This window comes from Nocardia sp. GTS18, from assembly GCF_013839555.1.
GTDB lineage: Bacteria > Actinomycetota > Actinomycetes > Mycobacteriales > Mycobacteriaceae > Nocardia > Nocardia rosealba.
Window position 1 is genome coordinate 14,782 of the sequence record NZ_JACBIU010000012.1, and the last position, 19,598, is coordinate 34,379.

Annotated in this window: 18 protein-coding genes; 6 read left to right on the forward strand and 12 right to left on the reverse strand. The window is 66.8% G+C overall.

Annotated elements, in window-relative coordinates; genetic code table 11:
- Positions 1-11 precede the first annotated feature (11 nt).
- From HYG95_RS13180 to HYG95_RS13200, 5 genes are all read right to left on the reverse strand, one after another.
- Positions 12-410 (reverse strand): transmembrane domain-containing protein, encoded by a 399-nt coding sequence (locus HYG95_RS13180; RefSeq protein ID WP_181698246.1) that lies wholly within the window; start codon positions 408-410, stop codon positions 12-14.
- Between the two features lie 105 nt (positions 411-515).
- Positions 516-1,202 (reverse strand): triacylglycerol lipase, encoded by a 687-nt coding sequence (locus tag HYG95_RS13185; RefSeq protein WP_181698247.1) that lies wholly within the window; start codon positions 1,200-1,202, stop codon positions 516-518.
- Positions 1,203-1,340: 138 nt separating this feature from the next.
- Complete coding sequence (gene gdhA / locus HYG95_RS13190) at positions 1,341-2,723, reverse strand: NADP-specific glutamate dehydrogenase (RefSeq protein WP_220139397.1); 1,383 nt, start codon at positions 2,721-2,723, stop codon at positions 1,341-1,343.
- Between the two features lie 98 nt (positions 2,724-2,821).
- Complete coding sequence (locus tag HYG95_RS13195; RefSeq protein ID WP_181698249.1) at positions 2,822-3,103, reverse strand: hypothetical protein; 282 nt, start codon at positions 3,101-3,103, stop codon at positions 2,822-2,824.
- 118 nt (positions 3,104-3,221) lie between these two features.
- Positions 3,222-3,848 carry a TetR/AcrR family transcriptional regulator gene (locus tag HYG95_RS13200; RefSeq protein WP_181698250.1) on the reverse strand — a complete coding sequence of 209 codons (627 nt, stop codon included), beginning with the start codon at positions 3,846-3,848 and terminating at the stop codon, positions 3,222-3,224.
- Positions 3,849-3,954: 106 nt separating this feature from the next.
- Here HYG95_RS13200 and HYG95_RS13205 point away from each other — a divergent pair, with 106 nt between their 5' ends.
- On the forward strand, positions 3,955-5,877 hold the full coding sequence (locus HYG95_RS13205; protein WP_181698251.1) for an acyl-CoA dehydrogenase family protein: 1,923 nt from the start codon (positions 3,955-3,957) through the stop codon (positions 5,875-5,877).
- Between the two features lie 22 nt (positions 5,878-5,899).
- Here the strand turns inward: HYG95_RS13205 and HYG95_RS13210 are convergent, their stop codons facing one another.
- From HYG95_RS13210 to HYG95_RS13225, 4 genes are all read right to left on the reverse strand, one after another.
- Positions 5,900-6,493, reverse strand: a complete 594-nt coding sequence (locus HYG95_RS13210; protein WP_181698252.1) for a TetR/AcrR family transcriptional regulator — start codon at positions 6,491-6,493, stop codon at positions 5,900-5,902.
- 97 nt (positions 6,494-6,590) lie between these two features.
- A complete protein-coding gene (locus HYG95_RS13215; protein ID WP_181698253.1) occupies positions 6,591-7,445 on the reverse strand; it encodes an alpha/beta fold hydrolase in 855 nt (284 codons plus the stop codon).
- Positions 7,446-7,471: 26 nt separating this feature from the next.
- Complete coding sequence (locus HYG95_RS13220) at positions 7,472-8,467, reverse strand: NADP-dependent oxidoreductase (protein WP_181698254.1); 996 nt, start codon at positions 8,465-8,467, stop codon at positions 7,472-7,474.
- A 207-nt stretch (positions 8,468-8,674) separates the two neighbouring features.
- Positions 8,675-11,032 carry an MMPL family transporter gene (locus HYG95_RS13225; protein WP_181698255.1) on the reverse strand — a complete coding sequence of 786 codons (2,358 nt, stop codon included), beginning with the start codon at positions 11,030-11,032 and terminating at the stop codon, positions 8,675-8,677.
- A gap of 187 nt (positions 11,033-11,219) precedes the next feature.
- Between HYG95_RS13225 and HYG95_RS13230 the strand changes: the two genes are divergently transcribed.
- Complete coding sequence (locus HYG95_RS13230; RefSeq protein WP_181698256.1) at positions 11,220-12,239, forward strand: hypothetical protein; 1,020 nt, start codon at positions 11,220-11,222, stop codon at positions 12,237-12,239.
- Positions 12,240-12,260: 21 nt separating this feature from the next.
- Here HYG95_RS13230 and HYG95_RS13235 read toward each other — a convergent pair whose 3' ends face one another.
- The 3 genes from HYG95_RS13235 to HYG95_RS13245 are packed head-to-tail and all read right to left on the reverse strand — an operon-like array spanning position 12,261 to position 15,480.
- A complete protein-coding gene (locus HYG95_RS13235) occupies positions 12,261-13,133 on the reverse strand; it encodes a sugar phosphate isomerase/epimerase (RefSeq protein ID WP_181698257.1) in 873 nt (290 codons plus the stop codon).
- Positions 13,130-14,320: a dihydrodipicolinate synthase family protein gene (locus HYG95_RS13240; RefSeq protein ID WP_181698258.1), complete on the reverse strand. Its 1,191-nt coding sequence runs from the start codon at positions 14,318-14,320 to the stop codon at positions 13,130-13,132. The genes HYG95_RS13235 and HYG95_RS13240 overlap by 4 nt, the downstream gene beginning before the upstream one ends.
- Positions 14,317-15,480, reverse strand: coding sequence for a Gfo/Idh/MocA family protein (locus tag HYG95_RS13245; RefSeq protein WP_181698259.1), 1,164 nt, complete (start codon positions 15,478-15,480; stop codon positions 14,317-14,319). The genes HYG95_RS13240 and HYG95_RS13245 overlap by 4 nt, the downstream gene beginning before the upstream one ends.
- A 178-nt stretch (positions 15,481-15,658) precedes the next feature.
- Here HYG95_RS13245 and HYG95_RS13250 point away from each other — a divergent pair, with 178 nt between their 5' ends.
- The 4 genes from HYG95_RS13250 (at position 15,659) to HYG95_RS13265 (ending at position 19,590) form a co-directional block, all read left to right on the forward strand.
- Positions 15,659-16,693 carry a LacI family DNA-binding transcriptional regulator gene (locus HYG95_RS13250; protein ID WP_181698260.1) on the forward strand — a complete coding sequence of 345 codons (1,035 nt, stop codon included), beginning with the start codon at positions 15,659-15,661 and terminating at the stop codon, positions 16,691-16,693.
- Between the two features lie 126 nt (positions 16,694-16,819).
- On the forward strand, positions 16,820-17,692 hold the full coding sequence (locus tag HYG95_RS13255; protein ID WP_181698261.1) for an ABC transporter permease: 873 nt from the start codon (positions 16,820-16,822) through the stop codon (positions 17,690-17,692).
- Between the two features lie 43 nt (positions 17,693-17,735).
- Positions 17,736-18,776: an ABC transporter substrate-binding protein gene (locus HYG95_RS13260; RefSeq protein ID WP_181698262.1), complete on the forward strand. Its 1,041-nt coding sequence runs from the start codon at positions 17,736-17,738 to the stop codon at positions 18,774-18,776.
- Between the two features lie 16 nt (positions 18,777-18,792).
- Positions 18,793-19,590 carry an ABC transporter ATP-binding protein gene (locus tag HYG95_RS13265; protein ID WP_181698263.1) on the forward strand — a complete coding sequence of 266 codons (798 nt, stop codon included), beginning with the start codon at positions 18,793-18,795 and terminating at the stop codon, positions 19,588-19,590.
- Positions 19,591-19,598: the final 8 nt, after the last annotated feature.

Below are 19,598 nucleotides of genomic sequence, written 5' to 3' on the forward strand. Positions count from 1 at the left end.
GTTCGGCTTTGTCAGGTGTTCGGCGTTTGCTCGGGCTGGTCGTCCGTGGTCCGCGCCCGCTTGCGGTCCGGGTCGAGCCGGTCCGCGCGCTCCCGTTCCTTGTCCAGCTCGGCTCGTGAATCCGCGGCGTCGCTGTGGTGCACCTGGGCCTGCTGAGCGAGCTGTTCGGCCTGCGCGGCTTTGGCGTCCGCTTCGGCCTGCGCCGCGCGGCTCCTGGCGGCGAGCTCCTCCGCCCGCGCCTCCCGCTGCCCGACCTCGAGTTCCTGCCCCGCCACTCGTTCCCGGATTCCGGCCGCTTCGACCCGGTGGTGTTCACGACGCTTGCGCAGGAATGCCGCGACGACGGTGGCCAGCACGGCGATTATCAGAACCGCGACGATGATTGTCACGATCCAACTGGTGGTGCTCATGGGTCTACTCCTCGCATCCCGCCCCTTTTGTCCTTACTGCACGGGACTACCCAGCCTGCGAAAGACAAACGACCGTCGGTGGCCTGGAAGGGGCGGGGCGGGCCGTTACCTCACGAAATCACGTACCCCTTCGTACACCTGCGCCGAGGACAGCAGGGGGAGATGGCCGAGGCAGGCCGTGCGGGTGTTGGTGGCGCCGTTGAGGATTGTGCTCTCATCGGGGTTGATGATCTCGTCGCACGGTGACCACCAGGTCCCGTAGTTCACCCGTCCCGGCGTTTCGTCGCCGCTGTTGAGGTCGGTGAGGAAGGTCGACCCGGCCCGCATCTCCACACAGGAGACGTCGTAACAACTGTTGCTGGTGTCCGTGCCGTGGTTGGGTCCGCCGAGGGAGACCCAGTCGTCGACGAGGTCGAGGCCACCCAGATTCCTCAGGTACCAGCGGCTGTTGAGGCCGCCCATCGAGTGCGTGACGATGTCGACCTTCGCGGCGCCGGTCCGCGCCCGCAACGCGTCGGCCTGCGCCTTCACCTGCGCCGCGATGTCCTTGTTCGACTGGGTGCTGTCGTAGGTGAACCGTGCCAGCTGATCGGTGGAGTACCCGTCGTTCAGGAACCGTCCCCACATGTAGTCCCAGTTCACGGCCGAACCCCGCCACCCGTGGACGAAGAGGATCGGATCTCGTGCGGGCGCGGCGGCGGCGGGTGGCGCTACCGCACAGAACGCGGCGGCGGTCGTGACAACAGCGATCGCGGCCACCCGAAGGCGGTGCGACAGGGACAAGGCGAACATCAATCGACTCCGATCTGCTCGTTGAGCGGCGAGCAGACAGAAGGTAGCGCCGCGAGGCATTCACCTCGAGCAGATTCCGAGAATTGGCACCAGCCCCCACAATTGGGGGCGATGCGCAGTTCGCCGTCGAGGCAGCGCTCAGATGACGCCGAGAGCCAGCATCGCGTCGGCGACCTGGATGAACCCACCGATATTGGCGCCTGCCTGATAGTTGCCCGGTACGCCGTATTCGTCGGCGGTGGCCAGGCAGCGATCGTGGATGCCGCGCATGATCTCGGCCAGGCGCTCCTCGGTGTGCTCGAAGCTCCACGAGTCGCGCGAGGCGTTCTGCTGCATCTCGAGCGCGCTGGTCGCGACGCCTCCCGCGTTGGCCGCCTTACCGGGCGCGAAGATCACCCCCGCCTCGTTGAACAACCGCACCGCCTCCGGCCTGCACGGCATATTGGCGCCCTCGGCGACGATCCGGCAGCCGTTCGCGATGAGTTTGCCCGCGGCGGTGCCGTCGAGTTCGTTCTGGGTCGCGCACGGCAGCGCGATATCGCAGGGCACCTCCCACAGCGAGCCGCCCGCGACGAATTGTGCGGCACCACCACGTTTCTCGGCATAATCGGCGATCCGGCCGCGCTGGACTTCCTTGATCTCCTTGAGCAGTTCGAGATCGATGCCCTGCTCGTCGACGACGTAACCGCTGGAATCCGAGCAGGCGACCACGGTGCCGCCGAGCTGGTGGACCTTCTCGATCGCGTAGATCGCGACGTTGCCCGAACCCGACACCACGACTTTCTGGCCTTCCATGGATCGGCCTGCGGCGGAAAGGATTTCGTCGACGAAGAAGACCGCTCCGTAGCCGGTGGCTTCCCGGCGCACCTGCGAACCGCCCCAGGTCAGGCCCTTGCCGGTGAGTACCCCGGACTCGTAGCGGTTGGTGATGCGCTTGTACTGGCCGAACAGGTAGCCGATCTCCCGGCCGCCCACCCCGGTGTCGCCGGCCGGTACGTCGGTGTGTTCACCGAGATGCCGGTAGAGCTCGGTCATGAACGCCTGGCAGAACCGCATCACCTCACCCTCCGAGCGGCCCTTCGGGTCGAAGTCCGAGCCGCCCTTACCGCCACCGATCGGGAGTCCGGTGAGCGAGTTCTTGAAGATCTGCTCGAACCCCAGGAACTTCACGATGCCCAGATAGACCGAGGGATGGAAGCGGAGCCCGCCCTTGTACGGGCCGAGCGCGGAATTGAACTCCACCCGGAAGCCACGATTGATCTGCACGGTGCCGGAATCGTCGACCCACGGCACCCGGAAGATGATCTGCCGTTCGGGCTCGCACAAGCGTCGGATCACCGCGGCGTCCGCGTACTGCGGGTGTTTGGCGACGACGGGGCCGAGACTGTCGAGAACCTCGTGTACCGCCTGGTGGAATTCGGATTCCCCGGGATTGCGGCGCAATACCTCGTCGTAGATGCCGCTCAGCTTCGCGTCCAGGACAGCCACCCGTGGACTCCTTGTCGTCGTCGTTGCCACCATGGCCGGACGACATCCGCGTGCACCCGGCCTTGCTCACAGGCTAGCCGGGCCGGCGGTGAGGTCTGGATCGCGCGTACGCCTCGCGGCCGACGCTGGGTTCAACGGCGTCTGCGCGCACGGCTTCCGAAGAGGTTGCCCAGCGACTTCCGGCCGTCCGTGCGTGAACGCAGGGCGGCATCGGCGAGATCGGCGAGATCGTCGGCGAACGCTCGTGCCTCCGCGGTCACGTCGCGCCGGGCTCCGTCGGCGACGCGGCCGATTCCTCGCCCGCGAACGGTGGCGGCGGCTCGGGCTTCCTGGGCGAACTCGGTGACCGTGCGCAGTTCCTTGCGCACCTGCTCGCGCCACGCACTGACCGAATCTGTGTAACGAGACCCCATGGTCCGCCCTGCCTGTCATATTTGAGTGAACAGTTGTGCACCGACATGCTCAGGGTATCCGGTAACGCCGGTACCGGCAACCGGTACGCCGGGCCGGCGCGGGAGGGTCTTGGCGGCCTTATGCGCTACGCATCGCGCGGTAGACCGCCGAGCCGACGAAGGCGCCGAGATCATCCGGGTTCCACTCGTCCGGATCGGTGAACAGGGTCCGGACCGCGCTTTCCGCCGCCGAGACCCACAACTCCACGAGCGCGGGGAGTTTGCGCTCGGCGTCCTCGATGCCCCAGGCGTGCAAGGTCGGGCGCAGCAGCGCCGTGCAGCGTTCGACGGCCAGCCGCCGGCCGCGCCCGAAGGAACCGGCGACCGCGGGATCGGGATTGCCGTAGATCAGCCGCCAGGCGTCGGGCCGTTCGGATGCCTTGTGCAACAGGGCGCGGAACCCCTCCACGAAGACCGTCTCGTCGGCGTTGGTGGTGCGCGGCGGCAGCAGGTCGAGCACGCCGGAGATCAGGAAGGTCTCTTCGCGCTGGATCAGTGCGTCGATCAACTCGACCCGATCCGGGAAGCAGGCGTAGACCACCGGGCGAGTCACCTTCATGTAATCGGCGACCGCGCCCATCGTGACCGCCGCGACGCCGTGGTCGGCGGCGATGGCCAGCGCCGCGTCGAGCACCTGGGGTCTGCGCCGCTCGGGGCCGAGATGCGCGGCCCGCCCTCGCCGCTGCACTGCCGTCTCGCTACCCATGCGCACACAATAGCAACCCGTCCACTTTTCCTACATGACTGTATGAAAATGCTACAGTGCTGAATGAACCGTCCGACCGCGCCGGACGCCCGCAGGAGGAGCCGTGATGCCCCAAGATCTCTTCAACCCGAACACCGCCGACTTCGCGCAGTTCGACCCGGAGACGCGCAGGTTGCTGCGCGCGACGGTCGACTGGTTCGAGTCGCGGGGCAAGACCAGGCTGCTCGACGACGATCGCACTCGCGTCTGGCCGTCGGAATTCCTCGAGTTCGTGAAGAAGGAGCGCTTGTTCGCGACCTTCCTCACTCCGGCCGCGGAGGCGGGCGGTGACCCGAACAAGCGCTGGGACACCTCGCGCAACGCCATGCTGAGCCAGATCTTCGGCTTCTACGGCATGACCTACTGGTACATCTGGCAGGTCACCATCCTGGGTCTCGGGCCGATCTGGCAGAGCGACAACACCGTGGCCAAACAGAAGGCGGCCGCCCAACTCGAGGCCGGTGAGATCTTCGCTTTCGGCTTGTCGGAGAAGGAACACGGCGCCGACGTGTACTCCACCGACATGATCGTCGACCCCCAGCCCGACGGTGGATACACCGCGACCGGCGGCAAGTACTACATCGGCAACGGCAACCTGGCCTCGATGGTCTCGGTATTCGGCCGTCGCTCGGACAAGCCGATCATCGACAGCGCGGCGGCGATGCAGGGTAAACCGACGCAGGAGGATTACGAGGGCTATCTCTTCTTCGTCGCGGACTCCCAGCACGAGGCGTACAAGCTGCGCAAGAACGTCGTCAACAACCAGATCTATGTCGCCGCGTTCGAGCTCGAGAACTATCCCGTCGCCGAGGAGGACATCCTGCACCGCGGCGAGGATGCGTTCCACGCGGCGATGAACACGGTCAATGTCGGCAAGTTCAACCTCGGCTTCGGCGCGATCGGCGCCTGCGAGCACTCCTTCTACGAGGCGATCGACCACGCGGAGAACCGGATTCTGTTCGGGCACCGAGTCACCGAGTTCCCACAGGTCCGAGCCCTGATCACCGATTCCTACGCACGAATCGCCGCGATGAAGCTCTACAGTGCTCGCGCGGTCGACTACATGCGTTCGGCCGCACCGGAGGATCGGCGCTACCTGCTGTTCAACGCCATCGAGAAGATGTCGGTGACCCGCCAGGGGCAGCGCGTGATCGAAGACCTCGCCGATGTGATCGCCGCGCGCGGGTTCGAGAACGACATGTACTTCCCCGTCGCGATGACGGCCATGTTCGGGCTCCCGAGGCTGGAGGGCACCGTCCACGTCAACATGGCACTGTCGCTGAAGTTCATGGCCAACTACATGTTCCACCCGGCCGATGCCGGTCTGGCCGCGATGCGATCGCTGCCCGGTGTCGCGGTGGCGCCCCAGGCGGCCACCCGCGCCGCGGCCGGTGCGCTGTCGTGGACGAGTCGCAAGCTCGCTCCGCGTCTCGGCTCGATCGTGAAACCGCTCGGCGCCGAATTGGCCTGCGCCGCTTACGAACCGGTACCGACTCGGCACGACACCGCCGACGACGAGTTCCTGTTCCGGCAGGGACCGAGCAGTGGCCTCGGCCGGATCCGCTTCGCCGACTGGCGTCCGGTCTTCGAGAGCTTCCGTGACGTGCCGAATGTCGCGGTGTTCCTCGAGCAGGTGCTCGCGCTGCAGGCACTGCTCGCCGTCGCCGCCCCGACGCCGTCACAGCAGCAGGACGTCGACTTCCTGTTCGCCTTCGGCGAGCTGTTCACCGCGGTGCCCTACGCGCAGCTTGTGCTGGAGCAGGCGGTGATCGAGGGCACCGACCCCGCGGTCATCGACCAGATCTTCGACGGCTTCGTTCGCGGCTTCTCCACGAACGCCCTCGCCTTGCACAACAAACCGACCGCCACCGCCGTCCAGCAACGCCGGGCCCTCGACCTGGTTCGCCGCCCCGCCTTCGACAAGGCTCGCTTCGAGCGTGTGCTCGCCAAGGCGCGCGGGCTGGCCGGGACCTACGAGATGAAGGCCTGACCCGGCGCGGGTCGGCTCGGTCTCACCGCCGTAGCAGGACCCGGACCTGGTCCCTGATCTGCTGCACGATGTCGTCGGTCGAGGTGGTGATGTTGCCGGTCGCCGCCATGCTGAGAAACATGATCGCGGAGACGATGTGGGCGAGCGCGGCGGCGTCGGTGGGGGTGATGCGCTGTTCACGCCGGAGTACGTCGGCAACCGCTGCTTCGGTCTGCAGTGTCAGTGCGAGCGCGTCGCGATGATGGGGTTCCTCGGAGTCGCCGAAGACCATCTCGCGCAGGTAGGTTCGTCCGTTGTCGATTTGTGTACGGTTGCACTCGACGATGCTGCGGATGATCGCCATGATCGCGTCGAGGGTGTCAGGGAGGTTTTCGGCCGCCGCGACGCCGCGTGCGAGAGCCTCGGCGTAGCCGGCGTTCTGCACGAGCAGCAGGAGTTCGCCCTTGTTCTTGACGTAGAGGAACAGGGTGCCCGCGCCGATGTCGGCCTTGTCGGCGATCTCCTGGGTGGTGACCTCGTCGACACCGCGCTCGGCAAACAGCTCACGGGCGGCGGCGGTGATCCGCTCGAGCTTCTGCTGTTTGTTTCGCTCGCGCCTGCCGGCTTGGGGTGACACCTTCGGTCCTTCGTTGCTGGGTGAATCGACTCACGCCGAGGCTATCGTGCCCATCCTGCGAGCGGCTCCGGCGCCACTCCATCGGGTGCTGGGGAATCTACCGAGCAAGGAATTCGGCTGCGGCGGTGGCGAACTCGTCGTGGAACTGGAAGATTCCGCCGTGCCCGGAGCCGGGGTAGATGATCAGCTCGCTGTCGGGGATGCGCCGGTGCAGGTCCTCGGACAGGACCGAGGGCACCATCCGGTCGTTGTCGCCGTTGGCGATCAGGGTCGGCTGGGTGATCGTGGCGAGGTTATCGGGGGAGGACAGCCCCCACTTCTTGATCGCCTTCAACTGCGTGCGCAGTGTCGGCACGCTGACGGGTTCATCGCGGTCGGTGGTGCGTTCCGCGAGCCGCTGGATGAACGCACGCCCGGCCGCCTTGCCGTCGGCGTCGCGGTTGAAGAACAGGAACTCTTTGGGATCGGCGCGGGTCGCGGTGGCACGCAGGATGTCGCGGTAGGTGACGCCTACGACCTTGTCGATGCCTTTGCCGCCCTTGGGTCCGGTGCCGGTGAGGACGAGTTTGCGCACCAGCGCGGGGTGTTTCATCACCAGGTCCTGGGCGACGAAGCCGCCGAGCGAGAAGGCGAAGACGTCGATCTCGTCGAAGCCGAGCGCGGTGACGAAGGTGTAGGCGTCGTCGGCCATCGCCTCGACGCTGTCGGGCACCCGGCCGGAGGACGCCCCGACACCACGATTGTCGAAGGTGACGACGTGGTGCTGCCGAGCCAGCGGATCGATGATCCTGGGGTCCCAGTTGTCGAGGTTCGCCGCGAGATGGACGAAGAAGACAACGGGCACACCGCCTTTCGGTCCGAGCTCACGGTAGGCGTAGGTCACCCCGCCCGCGGTGACGGTGCGGGTCGGCGCGTCCTTGTAGGAGGTGATGACGTTCCCGTGCGTGCTCATGACGGTCCGCTTTCTGGCTCGGTGGGTCAGGGGATGGTGATGACGGACTTGCCGCGGGTGCCCCGGTCTTGCAGAGACCGCAGTGCTTGCTCGGTGCGGTCGAAGTCGAAGACCCTGGTGACGACCGGGCGCAGGACGCCGTCGTCGACCAGGGCGGCGATTCGGCGCAGCTGGGCGCCGTCGGCCCGCATGAAGAGGAACTCGTAATTCACGCCGAGCCGCGCGGCCCGGCGGCGGATCCCGCGACTGAGTGCGGCGACGGCCAGGCGGAGTACGAGGTTAGCGCCCAGCCGGCGGGCGAACGCCGGGTCGGGCGGTCCGGCGATCCCGATCGCCGTGCCGCCCGGGCGCAGCACCCGCAGCGACTTCTCCAAGTTCTGGCCGCCGAGGCTGTCGAGGACGAGGTCGTATCCGTCGAGTACCTGTTCGAAGTCCTGCTGGCGGTAGTCGATCACCACGTCGGCGCCCAGCTCCCGCGCGAACTCGACATTGCCGGTGCTGACGGTGGTGGCGACCGTGGCGCCGAGGTGCTTGGCGAGCTGGATCGCGATCGACCCGACTCCACCCGCACCGGCATGGATGAGGACCCGTTGCCCCGGACCGAGATCACCGCGTTCCACCAGCGCTTGCCATGCGGTCAAGGCCACCAGCGGCAGCGAGGCGGCTTCCTCGAAGCCGACCGAGGACGGCTTGCGCGCCAGGTCGGTTTCGGCGACCGCGATGCGTTCGGCGAACGTACCGATCCGGTCCTTGTCGGGCCGGGCGAACACCTCGTCACCAGCCTTGAACTCCCGCACTTTCGGCCCGACGCCGATCACCGTTCCGGCGAGATCGTTGCCGAGGACCAGCGGCAGCTTGTACGGAAGGATCCGCTTGAACTCGCCCGCCCTGATCTTCTCGTCGAGGCTGTTGAGCCCGGCGGCGCGGAGCTGGACCAGCACATCGTGGTCGCCCATCACCGGCTCGGCGACGTCCGCCTCCCGCAGGGGCTCCTTGTACCGGTCGATCACGAATGCTCGCATGGTGCCCTTCCCTACTTCTGAGTCCACTCAATAATGAGCGCACTCAGTAGTGAAGTCAAGGAACGCCGAAGTTACCCGTCCGGACGCGCTGTAATGCCAGTAGTGCCAGCCGACGAGATCCGACGACAATTCCGTCGATCTCCGTTCGCTTCGACTCGCCCGTGTCTGCGAGTTCCTCCGTCCGGTTCCGGAATTTTCGGCGGCTTCTCAACGAAACGGCCGGTCGACGATTCTGCCGAGGCGATGGGTCGGGGCTTCGGCTTCGATCTCGGCGACGGTGCGTGGGCGGCGGGGTGTGCGTGCCGGCTTGCCGTCGGGGACCGCGGCCATTCGCATGGTCGGCGGGTCGGTGACGGGTGTCGTCCGCACCAGGTCGACCATCGCGTCCCGGTCGGGTCGGTCGTCGGCGAGGACCGGTTCGGACAGGCCGATCCTCTCCTGAATTCGCTTGGCCCACTTGGGCGCCCACCAGCAGTCGTCGCCGAGGAGCTTCATGATGGCGGGGACGAGCAGCATGCGCAGGATGGTCGCGTCGATGAACAGTGCCGCGATCATGCCGTAGGCGATGTACTGCATCATCACCAGATCGGAGAACGCGAACGCGCCGGTGACGACGAGCAGGATGAGCGCGGCCGCGGTGATGATGCGGCCCGTCTGTGCGGTGCCGGTGCGGATCGCTTCGGTGGTCGACGCGCCATGGGCGCGGGCCTCGACCATGCGGGAGAGCAGGAAGACCTCGTAATCGGTCGACAAGCCGTAGATCACCGCGATGATCAGCATGAGTACCGGTGCGCTGATCGGTTGTGGCGTGAAGTTCAGTACCCCGGCGCCGTGACCGTCGATGAAGATCCAGGTCAGGATGCCGAGTGTGGAACCGAGCCCGAGGGCGTTCATCAGCGCCGCCTTGATCGGCAGTACCAGTGAACCGAAGGTGAGGAACATCAGCAGCGTGGTGACGAACAGGACCAGCGCGATCATCAGCGGCATCCGGTCGAGCAGGCTGTCGATACTGTCGGCCATGATCGCGGGCTGCCCCGCGACATACATGTCCACCCCGTCCGGTACGTCGATGGCGCGTAGGTAGTCGATCGTCGGCTCGGCGTTGCCGGTCGGATCGACCAGGGTGGCCGAGGTGCGATACACCGCCGGATCGTTGGAGCCGGTGTTGCTGGGCACGCCGAACTGGCCGACGAGCCCGGGCGCCTGGTTGGCCTGCTTCCAGACCGCGCCGATGGCGGTGGTGTCCTTGCCGACGAACACCAGCTGGATCGGGTCGGTCTTCTTCAGTGGGAACACCTCGTAGAAGTGCTCGAGGGCGAGCCGGGTGCTGTTGTCGGGCGGGAGGTACTTCTCGTTGATGCCGCCGAAGGTCAGGTTCCTGATCGGGATGATCAGCAACAGCAGCCCGACGACGACCGCCACGGCCACCTTCAAAGGGTGTCGCATCACCCAGCGGGGGAGCCTGCCCCAGAAGCCGTTCTCGATCTCCTCGGCGGACTTGGTCTTGCGGAAGCGTTTGATGCCGAGCATGTCCACCCGTGGCCCGAGCACGGCCAGCATCGCGGGCAGGATCGTCACCGCGGTCAGGGCGGCGAGCGACACCGTCGCGATGGTGCCGTAGGCGACCGAGCGGAGAAATCCCTGGGGGAACAGCAGGATGCCGCCGAGGCTGGCGACGATCATCGTCGCCGAGGAGATGACGGTGCGTCCGGCGGTCATCACCGTGCGCCGGACTGCCGCGCGCGTGTCGTAACCGGCCGCCAGCTCTTCCCGGAACCGGCTGACGATGAACAAGGCGAAGTCGATGGCCAGGCCAAGGCCGATCATCGACACCACGGCGGAGACGAACGAGTTGACGTCGGTGAAGTTCGTGATCGCCATCACGATGCCGTTGGCGCCGAAGATGGTGAGCCCACCGATGATCAGCGGCAGCGCGGCGGCGACGACGCCACCGAAGATGAAGAACAGGAGCACCGCCACAGCGGGAATGGCCAGCAGTTCCATCCGGTGGACGTCGGTGGCGATGGTGTCGTTCAGGGTGCCGCCGATGGCCTGCAGTCCCGAGACCTCCACGTCCACACCGTCGATGTGGAAGGCGTCGCTCACCGCCCGGTAGCTACGCAGCAGGTCGGTGTCGTTGTCACCGACGAGCGCGACCGAGGCGAACGCGTGCCGCTTGTCGGCCGACCCGAACACCGACGGCACCGCGGCCGCGTCGCCCACCCGCCAATAGGCGCCGTTGATCTTGTCGATTGCGTCGGGGTGCTCGGCCAATGCCTTGCTCAGACCTGCGACAACCGTGCCGCTGAACTCCGGATCGTCGATCGTCTTACCGTCGGGAGCGTTGTAGAGCACGATGACGTCGGCGGTATGGTCGCGGCCGAACGCCTCGTCGGCGATCCGCGAGCCCTGCGAGGATTCGGAGCCGGGGTCGTCCCAGCCGCTCGAGGTGAGGTGATCGGACAATCCGAGCCCGTACCCACCGAGTCCGAGCAGCGCGGCACCGACAACCGCGATGACGGCGAAACGAAATCTATGTACCAGCTCGCCCCAACGGTTGAACACGAACGACTCCTTTGTCTGGGGTGTCACCGACCTTCCCAGGCAAACCTGAGGATCCGCTGACAGCCGTGCGACTACCAGCTCGATGTACCGTCCCTGGCCGACGCGGCCACCTCGGGTGAACGATCGGCGCAGGCGGTACTAGCAAGCCTCGGTCGCTCGCGGTAGCGGAGGAGTTTGCTTATCCTCCATGATCATGACCGGCCGAGCGGATCATGGAGCCGAGCTCTTCCGCAGCGATCCTCGCCCACCGGACTTCATCGAACACCGGCGGTATGCCTCGTACCAGGCGTGGCGACAGCTCGTGATCGGTGGCCACATCGACCACGAGCGGCTGGTGGGTGACCTGCTCGGCATCAGCCGCTATGTCCACTCTCGGTATGCCTACGCATATACGATTCACGAAGTCCTGCCGGAATTTTCGCGAAGTCGGCTCACGGCTGCCCTGGGTGATGTGATTGCCCGTCTCCCGATGGAGACGGCGGTCCGAATGCCGGTGGACGAAGCTGTCATCCGGCTCGTGGCGTTCTTCGGGCCGGTGCCGATGGAGTGGCTGTCGGACTCCGTCCTGCGCACCGTGTTCTCCGGTATCCGGCCTCGGGATGTGGACTTCGCCGGGTCCACCGATTCTCTCGTGGCACTGGACAAAATCTCGGTTACGGACACGCGGCGACTGTGCCTCGTCCTGCGCGACGTCCCCGATGCGCAATTGCTGTGCACGGCCCGGCTGATGCGACCGGACCTGCTCGAGGCGGTGCATGCGGCATTCGACTCCACTGACGGTGCATGGGCCGTCTTGACCTACCTGGCCCGTGATTTTCCGCCCCCCGTCGATATCCCTACCCCGGACAGCCCACGGATCCTGGCCGGTCTGATCACCCTCGCCGAAGGCAAGCCGGGCGACACCGTCTCGCACGGCCTGTTCCCCAGCACCATCACGAAACTCGCCCGCCTATGCCTGGCGTCGACAGGGCATTACCCTCCCGCCCAGGTCCTCGACGCGGCGCGAAGTGCCTACGACAGGAGGCGTCCCTACTATGCACACGACGCCGTGGCCTGCGCCCTCGCACACCCGGAAATCTCCGCTGCCGAGCGTGCCGACCTCATCCGTCACCTGTCCGGACACGACGGCCACGGGCGAGCAGCCCGTGGCCGGCGGGCTCGAAAGAAGTTCTCGCGCATAATCCGATGGGGCAGCCGTCAACGCTGACAGCACCGCGGCCGGGTGACCTCAGCCGACAAGGGACGGCAGTACCAGCTCCCGATACCGTCGCTTCATCGTCTCGATCACCTCGTGGCCGTCGCTCGACCACACCGTGGCGTTGAAGATCTCGACTTCCACGTCGCCGCGGTACCCGGCGTCGCGGACCCAGCGTCCGATGGTCGCGAAGTCGATGACGCCGTCGCCCATCATGCCCCGGGACAGCAGCGGGTCGGCGGTCATCGGGTTCAGCCAGTCGCACACCTGATACGAGCTGATCCGGCCGTCCGCACCGGCCTGCGCGATCTGTTCCGCCAGGGTCGGGTCCCACCAGAGATGGAAGGTGTCGACCACGACACCCACCGTCTCGGCCGGATGCGGCGCTGCCATCGAGAGTGCCTGTGCCAGTGTGGAAATCACGGCTCGATCGGCACAGAACATGGGGTGCAGCGGTTCCAGCGCCAGGCGTACGCCGCGTTCGGCGGCGTAGGGGACCAGGAGCGCGAGCCGCTCCTCGACCCGTGCTCGGGCGCCCGCGAGATCCCGATCGGGGATCCCGCCCATCACCATCACCAGTTCCCGCGTGCCGAGTGTCGCCGCGTCGTCGATCGCACGGCGGTTGTCGTCGAGCGCGGCCGGTCCGTCTTCCCGCCCGGTCAGGAAGCCGCCGCGGCACAGGCTGGAGACGCGCAGACCCGCGTCGGCCACGATCTTCGCCGCGGTAGTGGCCCCGAGCTCGTCGACCCGATCACGCCACAGCCCGATCGCGCCGAGCCCGGCCCTGGCCGCACCGTCCACCGCCTCGGCCAGGGTCCACCGCTTGGTCGTCGCGGTGTTCAGCGACAGCGACCGGTACGGCGCGGCCGAGTCGTACGGGACCTGCTGCGCGACAACCGATGTCATGATCCGAGTCCGTTCAGTTCGAGGTACAGCCGCATGCGGTGCGCGGCCAGTTCGGGGTCCGCCAGCAGCCCGGCCCGGTCGGCGAGCCGGAAGAGCTCGGCCAGGTGCGTGACGGAACGGCCCGTGGACAACCCGCCGACCATGGAGAAGCCGGGCTGACGACCGTTGAGCCACGACAGGAACGCGATCCCGGTCTTGTAGTAGTAGGTCGGCGCCGCGAAGATATGCCGTCCGAGTTCCTGTGTGCCGGCGAGTATTTCGGATGCGCGTGCGACGTTGCCGTTGTCGAGTTCCTGCAGTGCGGTGGAGGCGGCCGGATAGACCGCCGCGAAGATGCCGAGCAGTGCGTCCGAATATCCCTGCGTATCACCGACGATGAGCTCGGGGTAGTTGAAATCGTCGCCGGTGTAGAGCCGGACCCCCGCGGGCAAGGCGCGCCGCAGCGCGATCTCGTGTCCGGCATCAAGCAGCGAGACCTTGACGCCGTCGATCTTCGACCTGTTGTTCTCGATGAGCGTCCGGAAAGTCTCGGTGGCGGTGGCGATGTCGTCGCTACCCCAATAGCCGTGCAGCGCGGGATCGAACATGGTGCCGAGCCAGTGTAGGATCACCGGCCGGTCGACACCCGCCAGCAGTCGCTCGTAGACGTCCACATAGTCGGCCGCCGACTCCGCGACCCGCACGAGAGCCCGCGAAGCCATCAGGATCACCTGCGCGCCCGCCTCGGTCACCACGTCGATCTGCTCGCGGTAGGCGTCGACGATCCTGGTGAGCCCGGCCGATCCGGCGGGCAGGCCGTCGAGGTCGAGCTGATCGGTGCCCGCACCGCAGGCGAGCCTGCCACCGGTGGAGGCGGCCTCGCCGCCGGAGCGCCGGATCAATTCGGCGGTGGTCCGCCAGTCGAGGCCCATCCCGCGCTGCGCGGTGTCCATGGCATCGGCGACACCGAGTCCGTAGGACCACAGCTCGTGCCGGTAGGCCAGCGTCGCGTCCCAGTCGATCGTCACGGGCGCGCCTGGCGTGTTGTCGGCCGTGGCATGCGGAATCACATGCGCGGCCGCGAAAGCCACCCGCGAGGTGATCGGCCCGGTCGGCCGCGTCCACGCACCCGGAGCGCCGAGGACGTACCGTTCGAGCCGGTCACCGGCGGGCAGCAGCACCGACACATCGGTCGAGGCCGCGGTCACAGCGTGACCTCCGGAATCTCGATGCGGCGGCCTTCGGCGGAGCTGCGCAGCCCGAGTTCGGCGAGCTGGACACCGCGCGCGGCGGAGAGCAGCCCGTAGCGGTGCGGCCGCTCGTGCACCACGTCGGCGAGGAACTCCTCCCACTGCAATTTGAAGCCGTTGTCCAGATCGGCGTTCGCCGGCACCTCGAGCCATTGATCGCGGAACGGTTCGGTGACCGGGAGATCCGGGTTCCACACGGGTTTGGGCGTATGCGAGCGATGCTGTGCGACACATTTGCGCAATCCGGCCACGGCCGAACCGTGCGTACCGTCGATCTGGAACTCGACGAGCTCGTCGCGGTACACCCGCACCGCCCACGACGAATTGATCTGCGCGACAACGCCGTTGGCCATCTCGAAGATGCCGTAGGCGGCATCGTCGGCGGTGGCGTCGTACGGCTTGCCCTGCTCGTCCCACCGGGTGGGGATATGGGTCGTCGCCTTCGCGGTGACCGCCTCGACCTTGCCGAGTAGCCCCTCGAGCACGTAGTTCCAGTGGCAGAACATGTCGACGACGATGCCGCCGCCGTCCTCGGCGCGGTAGTTCCAGCTGGGCCGCTGGGCGGGTTGGCCGTCACCCTCGAAGACCCAGTAGCCGAATTCGCCACGCAGCGACAGGATCCGCCCGAAGAAGCCCTCATCGACCAGCCTGCGCAATTTCACCAGGCCAGGCAGATAGAGCTTGTCGTGCACGACACCCGCGGTGACGCCCGCGTTCGCGGCGACCCTGGCGAGTTCTACCGCCTCGGTGAGCGTTTCGGCGGTCGGCTTCTCGGTGAACACGTGCTTGCCCGCCTTCATCGCCGCCGCGAGCGCCTCGGCGCGCCGGGACGTGACCTGTGCGTCGAAGTAGATGTCGACGGATGGGTCGGCGATGACGGCGGCGGCATCGGTGCTCCATTCGGCGATACCGTGCTGTGCCGCGAGTTCGGCCAGCTTGGCGGCGTTGCGGCCCACCAGGATGGGCTCCACCTGGACGCGGCTGCCGTCCGGGAGCAGGAGGCCGCCCGCGTCGCGGATCGGCAGGATCGAGCGCACGAGGTGCTGGCGGTAACCCATGCGCCCGGTGACGCCGTTCATGGCGATGCGGAGCGTGCGCGGGGGAGTGGAATCGGGCATTGTTCTGTGCCTCTTCTGATTTGCGTGGCTGACGACCCGCAGAATGGGTCGCGGACGGTGCGGAGAAACTCCGCACACGGCGATGGACAAGTCAGCTCGGAATGCGCTTTCCAAGCTATGCTAAGTCACCGAGTCCGGTCAACCCCCACCCCGAACCGAGGGAACGAGGCACGAAGTCATGGCGGCTGTGAGATTGCAAGACGTCGCGATCCGGGCGGGCGTCTCCCAGGCGACCGCCTCGCGCGTGCTCAACGGGTCGTCGCGGGTGCCCGGCGAAGGCGTGGCCGACCGGGTCCGTGCCGCCGCCGCGGAGCTCGGCTATGTGCCGAATGCCCAGGCCCAGGCCCTGGCGCGGTCGTCGACCGGGCTGATCGGACTCGTCGTGCACGACATCGCCGACCCCTACTTCTCCTCGATCGTGCAGGGGGTGCAGACGGCGGCGCGCCGGGCGGGCAAGCTCGTCCTGCTGGCCAGCACGCAACGCGATTTCGACATCGAGCGCGAATCGGTGAGCACGTTCATCTCGCACCGCGCCGACGCGATCATCCTCGCGGGTTCGCGCCAGAGCGGCGATCTCGACCGCGATCTCGAGCAGGAGTGCGCGCGGTATCTGGACAACAACGGCAAGGTGGTCGTCGTCGGGCAACCGCTGTCCTTCGGTGCCGCCGTCGAGCCCGAAAACTATGTGGCGTCAGCCGAATTGGCGCACGCACTCCTCGGTCAGGGTCATCGCGACTTCGCGGTGATCGGCGGGCCCGGCAACATCAGGACCGCCGTCGACCGGCGCAACGGCTTCGTCGAGGCGCTCGCGTCGCAGGGTGTGACACCGCTGGTCGAGATCGCGGGAGACTTCTCCCGCGACGGCGGTTTCAGTGCGGCGCGTCGCCTCGCCGCGGCCCTGGATCTGCGCCACGGGCAGCCGGTCCCGCCCTGCGTCTTCGCCGTGAGCGACGTGATGGCGATCGGGGCGATCGCGGCCTGGCGCGAGCTCGGCTTGGCGGTGCCCGACGATGTCTGCGTAGCCGGGTTCGACGACATTCCCACGCTGCGCGACCACGTACCAGGGCTCTCGACGGTGGCGCTGTCGCTGGTGGACATCGGCGAACGGGCCGTCGCGCTCGCGCTCGACGACACCGCAACGTCCTCGCGCGCACACGAATTCGTGCCCGGCCGGGTGATCCTGCGCGACAGCAGCGTTTTGCACCGCCCCTGACCTGGTCCGATTCGAAACCCTTGACACTGTGGGTCGGGTCACACTAGCCTCGGATCCAGCTTCGGAAAGCGCATTCCCAGCGGGTGCAGTTCGAATCCCGCTCCACTACTAGCTTTAGGACTCCAGATGGCGGTAGTCACGTCCGTCGAGGCCGGTTCCCCCGCACCGAAAGCGGCGCAACCCGTTCGCCCCCGGCGCCGAAAGCTCCCCTCCCCGGCCGGTCTCTGGTCGACCGTCTGGCGGCCACTCGCCCTGGTGGCGGTGCTCGTCGTCGCCTGGTGGGCCGTCACGAAATTCGAGCTCGTCGAGCCCTACATCCTGCCGTCGCCCGCCGACACCTGGCGCACCACCGTCGACAACTCGGCGTACCTGCTCGAGAACACCTGGGTCACGACCTACGAAACGGTGGTCGGCTTCATCATCGCCGCGCTGATCGGTGAAGCCGTCGCCCTGGTGATGATCTATTCGCGTAGCGTCGAGCGAACGATGTACCCGCTCATCCTTTTCGCGCAGGTCATCCCGAAAATCGCCATCGCCCCGCTGTTCATCGTCTGGCTCGGCTTCGGCACCAGCCCCAAGATTCTCGTCGCCGTGCTGATGGCGTTCTTCCCGATCGTCATCTCCGGTATGGCCGGCCTGCGCTCGGTCGACCCGGAGATCCTCGAACTCACCTCCACCATGGGCGCGAGCAATTGGAAGACGTTCGTGAAGGTGCGTTTCCCGGCGTCGCTTCCGCAACTGATGTCCGGACTCAAGATCGCCGCTACTCTCGCCGTCACCGGTGCCGTCGTCGGGGAATTCGTCGGCGCCAACGAAGGTCTGGGCTATGTGATTCTGCAGGCCAACGGAAACATCGACACCGCAATGCTGTTCGCGGCCCTGATCATCATGTCGCTGCTCGGCATCATCCTGTTCGCGATCATCGAGATCGCCGAACAGTTCCTCATTCCCTGGCACGCCTCCCGTCGATCCACGGCCTCGGTCGTCGGGGCGGCTTGAGCATGCCGAACCACCGTATTCGCGCCACAGCTGGAGAACTCGCATGAAATTCCGAACACGCACGCTCACGTCCATCGGGGCCGCCGCGGTGGCATCGGTGCTGGTGTTGACCGGCTGCGGAGGCGGCGGCACCGAAGCCAAGGAGCCCGGCACCGACGGGAAGACCACCCCGGTGTCGCTGATGCTCAACTGGTACCCCTACGGCGAGCACGCCCCGTTCTATTACGGAGTGCAGGAAGGCATTTTCGCCAAGCACGGCATCGATCTGAAGATCTCGGCCGGCCAGGGGTCGACGAAGACCACGCAGGCCACCGGTTCCGAGCAGACCGATTTCGGCTGGGCCGATACGCCCGCCGTCCTGAGCAATATCGACAAGGGCGTCAAGGTCAAGAGCGTCGGCGTCTTCCTGCAGACCACGCCGTCGGCGGTGCAGGTATTCGCCGATTCGAATATCCGGACGCCGGCCGACCTGGTGGGCAAGACCATCGCCGTCTCCGCGGGCGACGCACCGACCACCACCTTCCCGGTCTATCTCGACAAGGCGGGCGTACCCGCCGATCAGGTCACCCAGCAGAGCCTCGACTCCGCGGGCAAGATGTCGGCGATGCTCTCGGGCCGCGTCGACGGGCTGATCGGCTTCGCGCACGACCAAGGTCCCACCATCGCGAACAAGAGCGGCAAAGAGGTTCGCTACCTGCGGTATTCGGAGCAGGGACTCAACTTCTTCAGCAACGGCCTGATCGCGAACCAGGCCACGATCGACTCCTCGCCCAAACTGGTGCAGGCCATGGTCGACGCGACCAGCGAGGCCTTCGCCGCCGCGGCAGCAAAGCCCGAGGCCGCGGTCGCCGCGATGGAAGGCAAGGATCCGCAACTGCCGCCGCAGCCGGTGCTGCTGCAGCAGTGGCAGCAGACCATCCCGCTGCTCACCACCCCGGAAACCGTCGGCAAGGCGCCGGGAACCAATGCCGAGGCGAACTGGCGCGCCACCGTCGAGGTGCTCAGCAACGCCAAGCTCCTCGAGCAGGCCGAGGACCCGGGCAAGTACTGGGACTCCAAATTTACCCCGAGCAGCCGGCCGTGACGGAACAGGTGACGAAATGAGCACACCCACCGACACCCGCACCGGCACCGCGGTCGCCGTAGACGGGCTGACCGTAAGGTTCTCCTCCACCCGCGGTGAGGTCACCGCCCTGCACGATGTCGACCTCCACGTCCGTCGCGGCGAATTCGTGTCGATCGTCGGCCCGTCCGGTTGCGGCAAATCGACGCTGCTGAAAGTCGTCGCGGGCCTCACCGACCCGAGCGGGGGCAGCGTCGAACTCGGCGGCGCCTCCGTGCGGGGGCCGCAGCGCAATATCGGTTACGTATTCCAGCGTGCCGCGCTGCTGGAATGGCGAACCGTACGCAAGAACATCCTGCTGCAGGCAGAGATGCGCGGCATGGACAAGCGGGCAGCGGCCGCCGAATGTGATCGGCTCATCGAGATGACCGGCCTCGGCGGCTTCGAGAACGCCCTGCCGCACGAACTCTCCGGTGGTATGCAGCAACGGGTTTCGCTGTGCCGAGCCCTGCTGCACCGACCGGAAGTGCTGCTGATGGACGAGCCGTTCGGCGCACTCGACGCGCTCACCCGGGAACGGATGAACGTCGAACTGCACCGGATCTGGCGGGAGACGGGTACCACGGTCCTGCTGGTCACGCATTCGGTGGCCGAGGCCGTCTATCTCGCCAATCGGGTGGTCGTGATGAGTCCACGGCCGGGCAAGATCATCGAATTGCTCGATGTCGACCTGCCCGCGCACCGCGACTACGCCACGACGATGGAGACGCCGGAATTCATCACCGTCGCCAACCGGGTCCGGGAACTGCTCGGCGCGGTAGCGCAAGCGGACTGAGATCCGGA